This is a genomic window from Streptomyces sp. NBC_01352, assembly GCF_036237295.1.
Classification (GTDB): Bacteria; Actinomycetota; Actinomycetes; order Streptomycetales; family Streptomycetaceae; genus Streptomyces; species Streptomyces plumbiresistens.
In genome coordinates this window covers 10,130,138-10,144,181 of the sequence record NZ_CP108354.1, presented here as the reverse complement: position 1 = coordinate 10,144,181, position 14,044 = coordinate 10,130,138, and the positions used below count along the sequence as shown (strand labels likewise).

Genomic DNA, 14,044 nt, shown 5'->3' with positions numbered 1-14,044 from the left:
CGAACGGACGGCGCGCCCCCGTTGTCTTGGGGCGCACCGCCTGTCGGTTGGTCAAAGGCCGCCTCGCTCCGGTCAGTCGCCGAGGAACTTCTCGACGAGGGTCGCGAGGGCGATCGGGGTCTCCACCATCTGGTGGTGGCCGGCGTTGCCGACGACCGCGAGCTGTCCGTTCGGGTAATGCCGCATCCAGGTCTGGTTCATGGCGTCGGCGTTGGTCGCCGGGTCGTTCTCACCGACCACCACCAGCGCGGGCAGCGGAGCACCCGTGATCTCGGCGGAGAAATCGGTGGTATTGACGGAGTCGAGATAGCCGCGGAAGGCGTCCGGACCGACAGCCTTCATCGACTGCTCGGCCCAGGAAGCGACCCAGTGCGGGGACAGCTTGCCGCCTGTGGACGAATCGATGACCATGCGGCGGTTCTCGACCTTGTGCGCGGCCTCGGCAAGAAAGGGGTAAGCCTCCTGCGGGATGTTCAGACCGTTCGCGGGCGCGGGACTGAGCCCGACGAGCTTGCGCACCCGCTCGGGCGCCTTGAGTACGACCTGCTGGACCGGCATGCCGCCGAGCGAGTGCCCGATCAGGAGAACTCGCGCCAGCCGAGGCTGTCGGCGAGCAGGAGGACGTCCGAGGCGATCTCGTCGCAGGTGTAGGAGCCCTCTACGTCGATGGCGTCGCCGAAGCCTCGGGCGTCCATGAACGCGTAGCTGAAGCGGGTACCGTCCAGGTACGGCCACCAGGGGCTGAACGACTCGTGTCCGGCGAAGAGCGAGTGCAGCACGATCACCTTGTGGGCGCCGCTGCCGACGACGTGGGCGGGCGGAACGTAGGGTCTCGTCTCGGTCATGATCTCCACCTCCGGTGGATCGGTGTGCTCCGCGCATGTCCGGCAGGTGCGGGTGCGGATCTTTCCAGCATCTTCAAGATGGCGGAAGCTCAGTAGTAGCGGCCGCCGGTCGGGGTGGGCAGGGCGTCGAGTTCGGCGAGGTCCTCGGCGCTGAGCTGCACGTCGGCCGCGCCGGCGTTGTCCAGCAGGTACTTGGGGGTTTTGGTGCCGGGGATCGGGACGACGTACTCGCCCTGGGCCAGCACCCACGCCAGCGCCACCTGAGCGGGAGTGGCACCGATGCGGTCGGCGATCTCGCGGACCTTCTCGGCGAGGGCGAAGTTGATGCGCAGGGCGTCCTGTTGGAAGCGGGCCAAGCCGCGCCGGAAGTCGTCCTGCGGCAGGTCGTCGAAGGAAGCGAACCGGCCGGTGAGGAAGCCCTTGCCGAGCGGTGAGTACGGCACGAAGGCGATGCCCTGCTCCTCGCAGTAGGGCAGCACCTCGGTCATCCAGTCCCTGGTCCACAGGGACAGTTCGGACTGCACTGCCGTGACCGGATGCACGGACTGGGCCCGCTTGATCTGCTCGACGCTCACCTCGGACAGACCGACCGCGCGGGCCTTGCCCGCCTGAACCGCCTCCGCCAGCGCGCCCACGCTCTCCTCGATCGGCACACTCGGATCGACGCGGTGCAGGTAGTAGAGGTCCACGTGGTCCGTGCCCAGGCGCCCGAGGCTCTCGTCGATCGAACGGCGGATGTGCTCCGGACGGTTGTTCAGTCCGGGTACGGGTTTGCCCTGGGCGTTACGGGTGAGGGCGCCGACCTTGGTGGCCAGCACCGCTCGTTCCCGGTGGCCCTTGGCGAGAGCACGGCCGAGCAACTGCTCGTTGGTGAGGGGGCCGTACACGTCGGATGTGTCCAGCAGGGTCATCCCCAGGTCGAGGGCCTGGTGGATCACTGAGATCAGTTCGGCCTCGTCGCGCGGGGTGGCCTGGTCGTAGCCGAAGCTCATGCCCATGCAGCCCAGGCCGATGACGCCGACCTCGGGTCCGTCGGGGCCGAGTGTGGTGGTGCGCATGTGTTCCTTCCGGAGGTCGTCGGGCGGGCCGGGTCAGCGGTTGACCAGCCGCATGCCTGCCTCGTGGAGGCGGTCACCGGCGGCGGGGGCGAGGTTGTTCAGGCGGGCGAGCTGCTCGGCGGTCAGCACGACGGCGTCGGAGGCGGTGTTCTCCTCGACGCGGGAGACCCGCTTCGTGCCGGGGATCGGGGCGATGTCGTCGCCCTGGGCCAGCAGCCAGGCCAGGGCCACCTGCGCGGGAGTGGCGTCGACCTCGGCGGCGACGGCCTCGACCTCCTCGACGATGCGCAGGTTGCGCTTGAGGTTCTCCTCGGTGAAGCGGGGGTTGTTCGCCCGCCAGTCGTTCGCCTGGAAGTGCTCGGTGGCACGGATCTTGCCGGTGAGGAAGCCGTGGCCGAGCGGCGACCAGGGCACCAGGCCGATGCCCAGCTCCCGCAGCAGCGGCAGGATCTCCGCCTCCACGTCCCGCGTCCACAGCGAGTACTCCGACTGCAGGGCGGCGATCGGGTGCACGGCATGGGCGCGGCGGATCGACTCGGCCGCTGCCTCGGACAGGCCGATGTGGCGGATCTTGCCCTCGGTCACCAGGTCGGCAAGGGCTCCGACGGTCTCCTCGACGGGCGCGTTCGGGTCGACGCGGTGCTGGTAGTAGAGGTCGATGTGATCCGTGCCGAGCCGCTTGAGGGAACCCTCCAGCGCGGTGCGGAGGTTGGCCGGGGTGCCGTCGATGTGGCCCATGCCGCCGCTGGTGTGCGAGTACATGCCGAACTTCGTCGACAGGACGACCTGGTCGCGGCGGTCCTTGATGGCCCGTCCGACGAGTTCTTCGTTGACGAAGGGGCCGTAGGCCTCCGCGGTGTCGAGCAGGGTGACGCCGAGGTCGAGCGCCCGGTGGATGGCCCGGATGGACTCGGTGTCGTCCGGGGTCTCCCCCGGGCTGAGGTAGACGCCGGACATCGTCATGGTGCCCAGGCCGATGCGGGAGACGTCCAGGTCCCCCAGCTTGATGTGCTTCATGGCTCCAGTGCTCCGCAGATCGTTCGGAACGGATCTTCAGTTCACCCCCAGCGTGCTCGCTACGCTCGTCGGATGGCAGGTCGGGTTGGGCCGGGGAGCGGTGTTCAGTGGTGTGCCAGGGCACCCCACGGGCACCGCCCGTGGGCAGCACTCAGCGATCTTGGGGTCCTGAAATATCGGTGGGAGCTGGCGACACTGTGGGCGGGCGAGGGGCAGTGGTGGCACGAACCGCCCGACCACGCAGCGGACCGGTGACGGTGACGGTTTCGCCCGATGACCTCAGCGGTTCTCCCGTGGGTCGGGCTCGGGCGCCGGATGGGCAGCCTGCTCGCGGTCGATGGTCGCTGCCCAGGTGGCGAGGAGTTGGAGCGCGTCTTCGGAGGGCGAGCCGGGTTCGGGACTGTAGGAGATGAGGGTCAGGCCGGTGTCGGCGTCGATGGACATCGACTCGTAGGCCAGGGTGAGGTCGCCGACGACGGGGTGGTGGAACTCCTTGACGCCGTTGCGGTGCAGCTGCACGTTGTGTGCTGCCCAGCGGGTGCGGAAGAACTCGCTGCGCGTGGACAGCTCGCCGACCAGGTCGGTCAGTGCCTTGTCATAGGGGGCGCGACCGGCTTCCCAGCGCAGTACGGCGACGGTGTCGTTGGCGACGCCCTCCCAGTCGCCGAAGAACTCCTGCGCCCGCGGGTCGAGGAAGACGAACCTGGCGTTGTTGACGGACGGAGGCTGGTCCTGGAACAACGGGGAGAACAGGGCCCGCCCCAGGCGGTTGGCGGCCAGGGTGTCGAAGCGTCCGTTCCACACGAGGGCGGGGATGGCAAGGGCGTCCAGGACGCGCTGGACGGCGGGACGTACCTGTGCTCTGGCGGCCCGGCGCGGCCGGGCGGTGGCGTTCGCGGCGCGGACCAGGTCGAAGAGGTGGGTGCGTTCGGCTTCGGTGAACTTGAGCGCTCGCGCGATGTTGTCCAGGACGCTGTCGGAGACCCCGCGGGCGTTGCCGCGTTCCAGCCGCGTGTAGTAGTCGACGCTGACTCCGGCCAGGAGCGCGACCTCTTCGCGGCGCAGGCCCGGGACCCGCCGGGAGTCCTTGCCGTAGACGGGCAGCCCCGCTTGCTCGGGCGTGATCCTGGCCCTGCGAGAGGTCAGGAATTCACGGATCTCTTGGCGCCTGTCCATTCTTCGAGGTTAGGTCCCTTGCCAACGGGCTGGGGTGCCCTGTCAGTACCTGGATCAGCAGGCTCTCCCTCATCGACCGCTCTGCCTGTTGCATGGATGGAGCACCGCATGCGCGGACATCCGCCGCATGCATGACTTGGATCACCGCTGTCCGCGGGACGGCAGAACATCTGGAGAAGAGCGAGTTATGAGCAAAGGAACCGCCCTCATCGTCGGTGTCGGCCCCGGCCTCGGCCTGGCGCTCGCGGAGGCTTTCGCACGGGACGGTCATCCGGTCGCGCTCTTCGGCCGCGACGAGGACCGCCTCGGGAAGCAGGCGGCGGAGCTGACCGGCCAGGGCTTTGTGGCGGCCGCGTACCGGGCCGATGCGGGGGACCCCGAAGATCTGCGGACCGCGCTCGGCCGGGCGGTGGACGGCCTCGGCGCGCCGGAGGTCCTCGTCTACAACGCAGCCGTAATGCAGGCTGACACCCCCACGGGGCTGGACGCCGCAGCATGGGCGCAGGCTCTCGCGGTGAATGTCACCGGGGCCGTGGTCGCCACCCGGACGGTCCTTCCTCTCCTGCGGGACGGCCGGGGCAGTCTGCTCTTCACCGGCGGCGGTTTCGCCCTCCACCCCTCGCCCGAATACACCACGATGTCGGCGGGCAAGGCTGCTTTGCGCGCCTACGTCCATGCCCTCCACGCCGACCAGCACGGCTCGGGCGTGCACGTCTCCACCGTCACGGTTGCCGGCAACATCGGCGGCGAGGACCCGCGCTTCGCTCCCGACGTCCTGGCTGCGGCCTACCTCGACCTGCACCACCAGCCGAAGGACCAGTGGCAGGCCGAGCTCGTCTACGCCTGACGGCGCGCCTCAAGGCCGAGGCGTGGCACCGCTCCGGTCGGCACCTTCACTTGCTGGACCACGTACTCCACCACGGCGGGCCGGCAGCACGTGGCCCGTTTCCGGGTAGGAAGCGTCCCAGTTCGTCGTCGCCGCTGTGCCCGGATGCCGTGACGCCGGTCATTCCCCGCCGTCACTGTGGCACGCCCGATCAGGGGTGCCCTGTCACACCACGGCTGACCGCTCCCCGGAACACCGGGGCCTGCCTGTCATCGGCATACCGGGGCACCCTGGAGGACGTCGGGCCTGGGCACATGGGGCACCCGCCGGAGGGCGCTGACGCCTGGCAGGTCCCGCGTCACATGTCCAGCCCGTGACGACGCGCCGGGGAGACGAATGAGGAGAGGAAACAAGCGATGCAGCACATCAAGCGGCGGGACCTGGGGGGTTCCCGGATCCGGTCGGCGCGATGGGCATGTCCCGTGGCTACACCGACTCGGGCACCGGCCAGGCGGAGACCATCCGCTCCCTGCACCGGGTCCTGGAGGCGGCCATGACACATCGCGAGCCCAACGAAGCCGCCGCGGCGGCACATGAGCGGCTGTTCCCCGGTCACGCCTCCACCCTCGCCGTCACCGATCCGGAGCTGATCGAGCTCTTCGACAACTTCGCCTTCGACGAGGTACTGCGCCACACCGCCGATCTACCCGAGCGCACCCGGCTGATGACGCAGCTCGCCGCGATGATCGGCGTGGGCGCGGTGGCGGAGTACCGGATCATGCTCGGCGCCGCCCTCACCATCGGTGTCACGCCGGTGGAGGCGAAGGAGATCGTCTACCAGGCGGTGCCGTACGCCGGCATGGCCCGCGTCTTCGACTTCCTGCACGCCACCAACGAAACGCTCACCGACCGCGGTGTGCGCCTGCCGCTGGAAGGCCAGTCCGCGACCACCCCCGCCACCCGTATGGCGGAAGGTCTGGCGGTGCAGAAGCGGATCGTCGGCGACGCGACGGTGGACGCCCTGTACGCCAATGCTCCCGAGGACCAGCAGCACGTCCAGGAGCTGCTGAGCGCCAACTGTTTCGGCGACCACTACACGCGCGCGGGCCTGGACGTCCCCACCCGCGAGCTGCTCACCTTCGCCGTGCTGGCCGCGCTCGGCGGCGCGGACGCACAGGTACGCGGACACGTGGCGGCCAACCTGAACGTGGGCAACACGCGCGCCACTCTGATCGCCGTTCTCACCGGGCTGCTGCCGTTCATCGGCTATCCCCGCACCCTCAACGCCCTGAGCGCTGTCGACGCCGTCACCCCGTCCCCGGGCGCCACGGCCCCAAAGGAAGAAGCATGACCACACGCACTTGGCTCATCACGGGCGTCAACAGCGGCTTCGGACACGCCCTGACCACTCAGCTGCTGGAGCGTGGAGACCACGTCACCGGCACGGTCCGCTCCCTGGACAAGGTGACCGATCTGCGCAAGCGGTATCCAGACACCTTCCAGGTGAAGATCCTCGACGTCACCGACACCACCGCGGTCCGCGCCGTGGTGGACGAGGCGTTCGCTGCGGGTCGCGTCGACGTGGTCATCTCCAACGCCGGGTACGGGCTGTTCGGCGCCGCCGAGGAACTTACCGACGCGCAGGTGGACCACATCATCGCCACCAACCTCACCGGATCCATCACCCTGATCCGTGCGGCCCTCCCGCATCTGCGCGCGCAGGGCGGTGGACGCGTCATCCAGCTGTCCTCGTACGGCGGCCAGGTCGCCTTCCCCGGCAACTCCCTTTACCACGCGACCAAGTGGGGCATCGAAGGCTTCGTCGAGTCGGTGGCCCAGGAGGTCGCTCCGTTCGGCATCGGCATGACGATCGTCGAACCGGGTGGTGCCCGCACCGAGTTCCGTTACGGCAGCGCACGAGTCGCCGACCTCACCGAGGTGTACGACGCCACCCCCGCCCACGCCTTCAAGGCGATGCTCGACCCCGCGAACGGGCTGGCGCCCGGCGATCCGCAGCGTATGGCCGCGCGCATCATCGAATCCGTCGACGTCGAGCCCGCCCCCATGCGGATGATCCTCGGCTCGCAAGCCCTGGACTCCACCCTCGACGTGCTGCGCAGGAGGACCGCCGACTTCGAGTCGCAGCGGGAACTGGCGAAGTCCACGGACTACCCCGCCGGGGAATGGCCCACGCGACGCGGCAGGCGCCGGCAGGGCCAACTCGTCCGGGACTGCCGGACAGGAACCACCCATCCGTCATGTACCCGCACGGTACCGATTGGAGAACCATGCTCACCGTCAACGCATACGGAGCGACCTCCGCGACCGAGCCGCTCGTCCCCATGACGGTCGACCGTCGCGAAGTCGGCCCGCACGATGTCCTCATCGAGATCAAGTACACCGGCATCTGCCACTCCGACATCCACCATGCCCGCAGCGACTGGCGGGAGGAGACCTACCCTCTGGTTCCCGGCCACGAGATCGCCGGCGTCGTCAGTGAGGTCGGTTCCGACGTCACCAAGCACGCTGTCGGCGACCGGGTCGGCGTCGGCTGCATGGTCGACTCCTGCCGCGAATGCGTCAACTGCCGCAAGGGCCGGGAGCAATACTGTCTCAAGGGCAACACGCTCACCTACGGCTCCCTCGGCGAGGACGGTCGCCTCACCCAGGGCGGCTACGCCACCCACATCGTCGTCACCGAGGACTTCGTCCTCCGCATCCCCGACGACATCGGACTCGACGCTGCCGCGCCACTGCTGTGCGCGGGCATCACCACCTACGCACCGCTGCGCCGCTGGGGTGCGGGCCCCGGCAAGAAGGTGGCCGTCGTAGGCCTCGGCGGGCTGGGCCACATGGCCGTCAAACTCGCGCACGCGATGGGCGCCGAGGTCACTGTGCTCTCCCAGTCGCTGAAGAAGATGGACGACGGGCTGCGCCTGGGCGCCGACCACTACCACGCCACCAGCGACCCGGCCACCTTCGAGCAGCTCGCCGGTACCTTCGACGTCATCGTGAACACGGTCAGCGCCCGGATCGACCTCGACGCCTACCTGTCGCTGCTCGCCACGGACGGCATCATGGCCAACGTCGGCGCTCCCGCCGAACCCGTCTCGCTCAACGTCTTCGGCCTCCTCGGTGGACAGCGGGCCCTCGCCGGCTCCCTGATCGGAGGCATCCGCGAAACGCAGGAGATGCTCGACTTCTGCGCCGAGCACGGCATCGGTTCCGAGATCGAGATCATCCCGGCCGAGAAGATCAACGAGGCGTACGAGCGTGTTCTGGCCTCCGACGTGCGTTATCGGTTCGTCATCGACATCGCCACGCTGAGCTGAGCCCCTCTGGTGAGCCGAGTCGCCCGGGGCCGTCGTCGGCCTAGGACGACGTCACGCCCCTCCCGGGCGGCACCAACGCGTGGCGCACGTGAAGGAGAACACCGCCGCCGACCCACCATCCGGCCCCACCGCGGCCGGCACACAAGGAAGCACCCCCATGAGCAAGGTCATCTTCGTCACCGGTGCCGGGCGCGGCCTGGGCACCGACATCGCCCGGCAGGCCCTGGACGCCGGTCACCAGGTCGTGGCCACCGCCCGCAACACGCAGAAGGTCATCGACGCCCTCGGCGGGGAGCCGAATAACCTGCTTGCCACCTCCCTGGACATCACAAGCCCGGACGCCGCCCGCACCGCGGCCGAGGCCGCCACGGAGAAGTTCGGCCGTATCGACGTGCTGATCAACAACGCCGCCACGTTCCAGGCCGGCTACTTCGAAGAGATCTCCGACACTCAGATGCGGGCGCAGATCGAGACGAACCTGTTCGGCCCGATGAACGTCACCCGCGCCGTCCTGCCCGTCATGCGCTCCCGGCGCGCCGGTCACGTCGTCACCATCTCGTCGATCGCCGGCCTGGTCGGCCAGGAGTTCTGCGTCGCCTACGCCGCCTCCAAGTTCGGCGTCGAGGGCTGGATGGAGTCCCTGCACTTCGACCTGGAACCGTTCGGCATCCGCACCACGATCGTCGAGCCCGGGTTCTTCCGCACCGAACTGCTGGTGGACGCCTCCACCAGCTGGGCGGAACTGTCCCTCGACGACTACGCCGAGCGCACCGCCGAGACCAAGAAGATGTGGCAGTCCATGAACGGTCAGCAGGCCGGCGATCCCGCCAAGCTTGCCGACGCCCTGCTGAAAGTCATCGACCTGGATCAGCCGCCACTGCGGTTCGTCGCCGGCGACGACGCGATTCCCACCGCCGAAGGCAAGGGCAAGGAAATCACCGACCAGGCGAGCGCCTCCCGCGCCCTGGGCACCGGCCTCTCCCACGACGACGCCGCCTGACCACCCGGCCCCAACCACCCGAACGACTCAAGGAACACTCATGGAATTCGTCAAGCACCAGCCCACCGGCAAGGGCCCCGAGGACTGGTTCAACGGAGACGTCTGGTTCGACGTCATCCACGCAGGCCAGGAACCGTCCCGTATCCGCGCCAACATGGTCCGCTTCGCCCCCGGCGCCCGCACCGCCTGGCACCACCACGCCGTCGGCCAGACCCTCCACGTCGTGGCCGGCATGGCCCTGATCGGCACCCGTGACGGCACCGTCTACGAGGCCCACCCCGGCGAGACGGTGACCTGCCCGCCCGGCGAGGAGCACTGGCACGGCGCCACCGAAGAACACTTCATGCAGCACCTCGCCCTGTGGGACGGCACCGCCCCGGACGACGACAGGCCCGAAACCACCTGGCTGGAGCACGTCACCGACGAGCAGTACGCCGGACCGCGCACCCGCAGCCACTGACCCCGTACGCCAAGGAGAAGTGCCCATGCCCGAGAAGATGACCGCCCTGTTCGGCGGTGCCGGACCCGACTGGACACCACGTCAGGTCCCCGTACCCCAGCCGGGTCCCGGGCAGGTCGTGGTGCGCGCCCACGCAGTGGCGCTGAACAACGCGGACGCCTCGATGCTCGCCGACGCCGACCCCACCTCCGGCGGCACCGGCAAGGAGTACCAGGCCGGCTTCGAGTTCGCCGGTGAGGTCTCCGCCGTCGGGGACGGCGTCCAGACGCCTGCCGTCGGCAGCCGCGTGATGGGCACGACACCAGGCAGCTTCGCCCAGTACGTCCTGGCCGATCACCGCCACGTCCTGCCCGTCCCCGACGAACTCGGCTACGAGGAAGCGTGCGCGCTGCCCACCGGGCTGCTGACCGAACACGGCGCCCTCACCGTGGCCGGCTTCCAGGCCGGACAGTCGGTGCTCATCACCGGCGCCACCTCCAGCATCGGCCTGATCGGCGTGCAGATCTCTCGCGCCCTGAACGCGAGCCGGATCATCGCCACCACCCGGTCATCCGCCAAGCGGGAACTACTGGAGAAGACTGGAGCCGACACCGTCGTCACCACCGGCGAGCAGGATCTGCTCCAGGCGGTGCTGGAGGCCACCGGCGGCGAGGGCGTGGACGTGGCCCTGGACCACATCGGCGGTCAGACCTTCGCCGCCTGCCTGCCCGCCACCCGCACCGACGGGGCCGTGGTCAACATCGGCCGCCTGGACCAGCCTGCCTCCACCATCGACCTGGACGCCCTCGCCTACCGCCACCTGCGCGTCCAGGGAGTCTCGTTCGGCTTCACCCGTCCCGCCGAACTCGGCTCCGTCATCGCTACGGCCGGCCGGCAACTGCTGCCCGCGGTCACCGACGGACGGGTACGGCCCCTGATCGACACGACATTGTCGTTCGACACCGCCGCCCAGGCCGCCGAACGGCTCCGCTCCCACCAGGCCCAAGGAAAGATCGTCCTCACCGTCCCCTGACACACAGTGAGGACCCGCTGATCAGGCCAGCGTCGAGGTGTCGATGACGAAGCGGTAGCGCACGTCGGAGGCGAGGACGCGCTCGTACGCCTCGTTGATCTTCTCTGCCGGGATGACCTCGATCTCCGCACCGATGCCGTGCCCGGCGCAGAAGTCGAGCATCTCCTGGGTCTCGCGGATGCCGGCGATCAGCGAGTACGTGAACACACGGCGGTTGGCCGCAACGGCGAACGTCGGGAACGAGATCTCCGGCTCCGAGGAGGCGCCCAGGGTGACGAACGCACCGTCCAGGGCCAGCAGGTTCATGTAGGCGCCCCGGTCGAGGTTCCCGCTCACGGTGTTCAGGATGACGTCGAAGGTGCCGGCCAGCTTCTCGAACGTCTCCGGGTCGCTGGTGGCGTAGTAGGCGTCCGCGCCCAGGCGCAGGCCGTCGTCCATCTTCTTCAGCGACTGCGACAGGACGGTGACCTCGGCGCCCATCGAGTGCGCGAGTTTGACGCCCAGGTGGCCGAGGCCGCCCAGGCCGATCACGGCGACCTTCTTGCCGGGGCCCGCGCCTCAGTGCCGCAGCGGCGAGTACGTCGTGGCGCCCGCGCACAGCAGCGGGGCGGCCTCGTCCAGCCGGAGCCCCTCGGGGATCCGTACGACGAAGTCCTCGGTGACCACGACGTGGGTGGAGTAGCCGCCCTGGGTGCGCGTGCCGTCCTTGTCGACGGCGCCGTAGGTGAGGGTGTTGCCCTTGAGGCAGTACTGCTCCTCGCCCTTGAGGCAGTTCGCGCAGTCACGGCAGGAGTTGACCATGCAGCCGACGCCGACCCGGTCGCCGACGGCGTGCTTGGTGACCTCGGAGCCGACTTCGGTGACGATGCCGGCGAACTCGTGGCCGGGGACGACCGGGTAGGTCTGCGGGCCCCACTTGCCTCGGACGAAGTGGATGTCGGAGTGACAGATGCCGCAGTACTTGATCTCGATGAGGACGTCGTGCGGGCCGACGTCGCGGCGCTCGATGGTGGTCGGGGCGAGCGGTTCGGTCGCGGAGGTCGCGGCGTAGGCGTTGACGGTGAGCACGGTTTCTCCAAAGGGGCGGGGTGGTGCCGGGCAGCCGGGTGGCCGCCGAGTCCGTCCCCGTGGCGTTCCGAGCGCGGCCACGAGCTGGATCGTGGCGGTGCGCGGCTGCCGGGGACGGAGACGTTCACGAGCATCGAGCCTGCGCCTCCGGCTCGCCATGTGGCAGACCGCGTTGTAGCCCGGAGTGCTGTTCAGTGCCGTGACAGGGCACCCCACCCGCCTTCCGCCCAAGTCGTGTCGTGCCCACACTCGGAAGACATGGATCGTGAGCAGCACAGCAGCGGCACCGAGCTGGGGCGCTACCTACGCGCCCGACGGGCCCAGGTGACCCCCGAGGAGGTCGGCCTGCCACCCGGTACCGGCCCGCGTCGCACACCTGGACTGCGCCGCGAGGAGCTGGCCACCCTGGCCGGGATCAGCATCGACTACTTCACCCGGCTGGAGCGCGGCAAGGAGACCCACCCCAGCCCGTCCGTCGTCGACTCCCTCGCCCGCGCCCTCCGGCTGGAGGAGCCGGAACACGACCACCTGCGCAGCCTGGCCGCGAATGCCGCCCGTACCGCTCCGGAACCGCCCACCACGCCCAGCCGCTCCGTTCGGCCCGGAGTAAAGCTCCTGCTGGAGGCCATACGGCCCCAGCCCGCGCACGTGGTCAGCCGCACGGGCGACGTACTGGCCTGGAACCCGGGCGGACTGCGACTGCTCGCCGGGATGGAGGACTGGCCCGCGAGACAGCGCAACATCGCGCGCTACGTCTTTCTCCACCCCACCGCCCGCGACCTCTTCGACGACTGGGGCAACCAGGTCCGCGGCTGCGTAGCCCGCCTGCGGGCCCTGGCGGGCACCGACCCGGACGCCCCCGACCTCACCCGGCTCGCCGGTGAACTCCTGCTCAAGAGCCCGGAGTTCGCCCAACTGTGGGAACGCTACGACGTCCGCGGCCACTCCTATGGCCGCAAGACGTTCCACCACCCGGACGTCGGCGACCTCACCCTCGGCTACCAGTCCATGCAGTTGGAAGGCACACCCGGCCACCGGCTGGTCGCGTACCACGCCGAGCCCGGCAGCACCGAGTACGACGCAATGGTCCTGCTCGACCTGGCGGCGTCCGACTCGGCCCACGCGTCGAGGACCGGAGCGTCCCGCACCGGGTTCGCGGACTGACACGGCACTCATCCCGACCGGTGCGTCGCCCGCGCACGAACACCGGTCCGACCCCACCGAAGACCGAAAGGACGAACGGCATGCGTACCACCACCCTCGGTACCAAGGGACCCCAGGTCGGCGTCGTCGCCCTGGGCTGCATGGGCATGAGCTTCAGCTACGACCAGGCGACCCCGCGCGACGAGGCCGAGATGGTCTCGGTGATCCACCAGGCCCTCGACCTGGGGATGACCCTGCTGGACACCTCCGACGTGTACGGCCCCTACACGAACGAGCAGTTGGTCGGGCGAGCCCTGGCGGACGGCCACCGGGAGCGGGCGGTCCTGGCCACCAAGGTCGGCGTGCTGGCCAAGGACGGTGCTGTCACCGGTCTCGACGGCCGGCCGGAGCACATCCGTCGCTCGATCGACGAGAGCCTCGGGCGCCTGGGCACGGACCACGTGGACCTCTACTACCTGCACCGCGTCGATCCGAGTGTGCCGATCGAGGAGAGCGTGGGCGCGCTGGCGGAGGCGGTTCAGGCGGGCAAGGCCCGCGCGGTCGGTCTGTCCGAGGTGAGCGTCGAGCAGATCAAGCGGGCCCAGTCCGTGCATCCGGTCACGGCAGTGCAGTCCGAACTGTCCCTGTGGACCAGGGACTGGATGACCGAGGTGCTGCCCTACTGCGAGGAGCAGGGCATCGCCTTCGTGCCGTACTCACCGCTCGGCAAGGGCTTCCTCACCGGCCGGTTCGCTTCCTTCGACGACCTGCCGCAGGACGACTTCCGGCGCGGCTTGGCCCGCTTCCAACAGGACGCCCTGCGCATCAACTTCGCCCTCGCCGAGAAGGTCCGCGAGATCGCCGACCGCATCGGTGCCACTCCCGCTCAGGTGGCGCTGGCGTGGGTGCTGGCCCAGGGCGAGTACGTCGTCCCGATCCCCGGCACCAAAACCCCCAAGTACCTGCTGGACAACGCCGGCGCGGCCGAAGTCCAGCTCAGCGCCGAGGACCTCGCCGAACTCGACGCCCTGCCCACCCCGCAGGGCGGCCGCTACTACTGAGCCGGCATCGGCCGGACACGACAACAGAGCAGTCCCACAGATCAGT

13 protein-coding genes and 1 pseudogene are annotated in these 14,044 nt (G+C 69.4%); 9 read left to right on the top strand and 5 right to left on the bottom strand.

Annotated elements, in window-relative coordinates:
* Window positions 1–72: 72 nt before the first annotated feature.
* The 4 genes from OG252_RS46550 to OG252_RS46535 all read right to left on the bottom strand — a co-directional run bounded on the left by OG252_RS46550 (window position 73) and on the right by OG252_RS46535 (window position 4,096).
* Window positions 73–882, bottom strand: coding sequence for an alpha/beta fold hydrolase (locus OG252_RS46550; protein WP_329344055.1), 810 nt, complete (start codon window positions 880–882; stop codon window positions 73–75).
* Between the two features lie 52 nt (window positions 883–934).
* Window positions 935–1,903, bottom strand: a complete 969-nt coding sequence (locus tag OG252_RS46545) for an aldo/keto reductase (RefSeq protein ID WP_329344053.1) — start codon at window positions 1,901–1,903, stop codon at window positions 935–937.
* Window positions 1,904–1,936: 33 nt separating this feature from the next.
* Window positions 1,937–2,920, bottom strand: coding sequence for an aldo/keto reductase (locus OG252_RS46540; RefSeq protein ID WP_329344051.1), 984 nt, complete (start codon window positions 2,918–2,920; stop codon window positions 1,937–1,939).
* 279 nt (window positions 2,921–3,199) lie between these two features.
* Complete coding sequence (locus OG252_RS46535) at window positions 3,200–4,096, bottom strand: helix-turn-helix transcriptional regulator (RefSeq protein ID WP_266445479.1); 897 nt, start codon at window positions 4,094–4,096, stop codon at window positions 3,200–3,202.
* A gap of 187 nt (window positions 4,097–4,283) precedes the next feature.
* Between OG252_RS46535 and OG252_RS46530 the strand changes: the two genes are divergently transcribed.
* The 7 genes from OG252_RS46530 to OG252_RS46500 all read left to right on the top strand — a co-directional run bounded on the left by OG252_RS46530 (window position 4,284) and on the right by OG252_RS46500 (window position 10,726).
* A complete protein-coding gene (locus OG252_RS46530) occupies window positions 4,284–4,943 on the top strand; it encodes an SDR family NAD(P)-dependent oxidoreductase (protein WP_266445476.1) in 660 nt (219 codons plus the stop codon).
* Between the two features lie 448 nt (window positions 4,944–5,391).
* The gene (locus tag OG252_RS46525; RefSeq protein WP_266445473.1) at window positions 5,392–6,273 is read left to right on the top strand and encodes a carboxymuconolactone decarboxylase family protein; all 882 of its coding nucleotides are present in this window, start codon (window positions 5,392–5,394) and stop codon (window positions 6,271–6,273) included.
* Window positions 6,270–7,268 carry an SDR family oxidoreductase gene (locus OG252_RS46520; RefSeq protein ID WP_329344049.1) on the top strand — a complete coding sequence of 333 codons (999 nt, stop codon included), beginning with the start codon at window positions 6,270–6,272 and terminating at the stop codon, window positions 7,266–7,268. The genes OG252_RS46525 and OG252_RS46520 overlap by 4 nt, the downstream gene beginning before the upstream one ends.
* A complete protein-coding gene (locus tag OG252_RS46515; RefSeq protein WP_329344047.1) occupies window positions 7,211–8,254 on the top strand; it encodes an NAD(P)-dependent alcohol dehydrogenase in 1,044 nt (347 codons plus the stop codon). The genes OG252_RS46520 and OG252_RS46515 overlap by 58 nt, the downstream gene beginning before the upstream one ends.
* Window positions 8,255–8,411: 157 nt before the next feature.
* Window positions 8,412–9,254: an SDR family oxidoreductase gene (locus OG252_RS46510; protein WP_329344045.1), complete on the top strand. Its 843-nt coding sequence runs from the start codon at window positions 8,412–8,414 to the stop codon at window positions 9,252–9,254.
* A gap of 40 nt (window positions 9,255–9,294) precedes the next feature.
* Entirely contained in the window at window positions 9,295–9,714 is a 420-nt protein-coding gene (locus OG252_RS46505; RefSeq protein WP_329344043.1) for a (R)-mandelonitrile lyase, read from the top strand.
* Window positions 9,715–9,739: 25 nt separating this feature from the next.
* Window positions 9,740–10,726: a quinone oxidoreductase family protein gene (locus OG252_RS46500; RefSeq protein WP_329344041.1), complete on the top strand. Its 987-nt coding sequence runs from the start codon at window positions 9,740–9,742 to the stop codon at window positions 10,724–10,726.
* Window positions 10,727–10,747: 21 nt separating this feature from the next.
* Here OG252_RS46500 and OG252_RS46495 read toward each other — a convergent pair.
* Window positions 10,748–11,794 (bottom strand): annotated as a pseudogene (locus OG252_RS46495) (NAD(P)-dependent alcohol dehydrogenase).
* Between the two features lie 258 nt (window positions 11,795–12,052).
* On the opposite strand from OG252_RS46495, the gene OG252_RS46490 reads away from it, so the two are divergent.
* A complete protein-coding gene (locus OG252_RS46490; RefSeq protein ID WP_329344039.1) occupies window positions 12,053–12,958 on the top strand; it encodes a helix-turn-helix transcriptional regulator in 906 nt (301 codons plus the stop codon).
* Window positions 12,959–13,038: 80 nt separating this feature from the next.
* A complete protein-coding gene (locus tag OG252_RS46485) occupies window positions 13,039–13,998 on the top strand; it encodes an aldo/keto reductase (protein WP_266445452.1) in 960 nt (319 codons plus the stop codon).
* Window positions 13,999–14,044 lie beyond the last annotated feature (46 nt).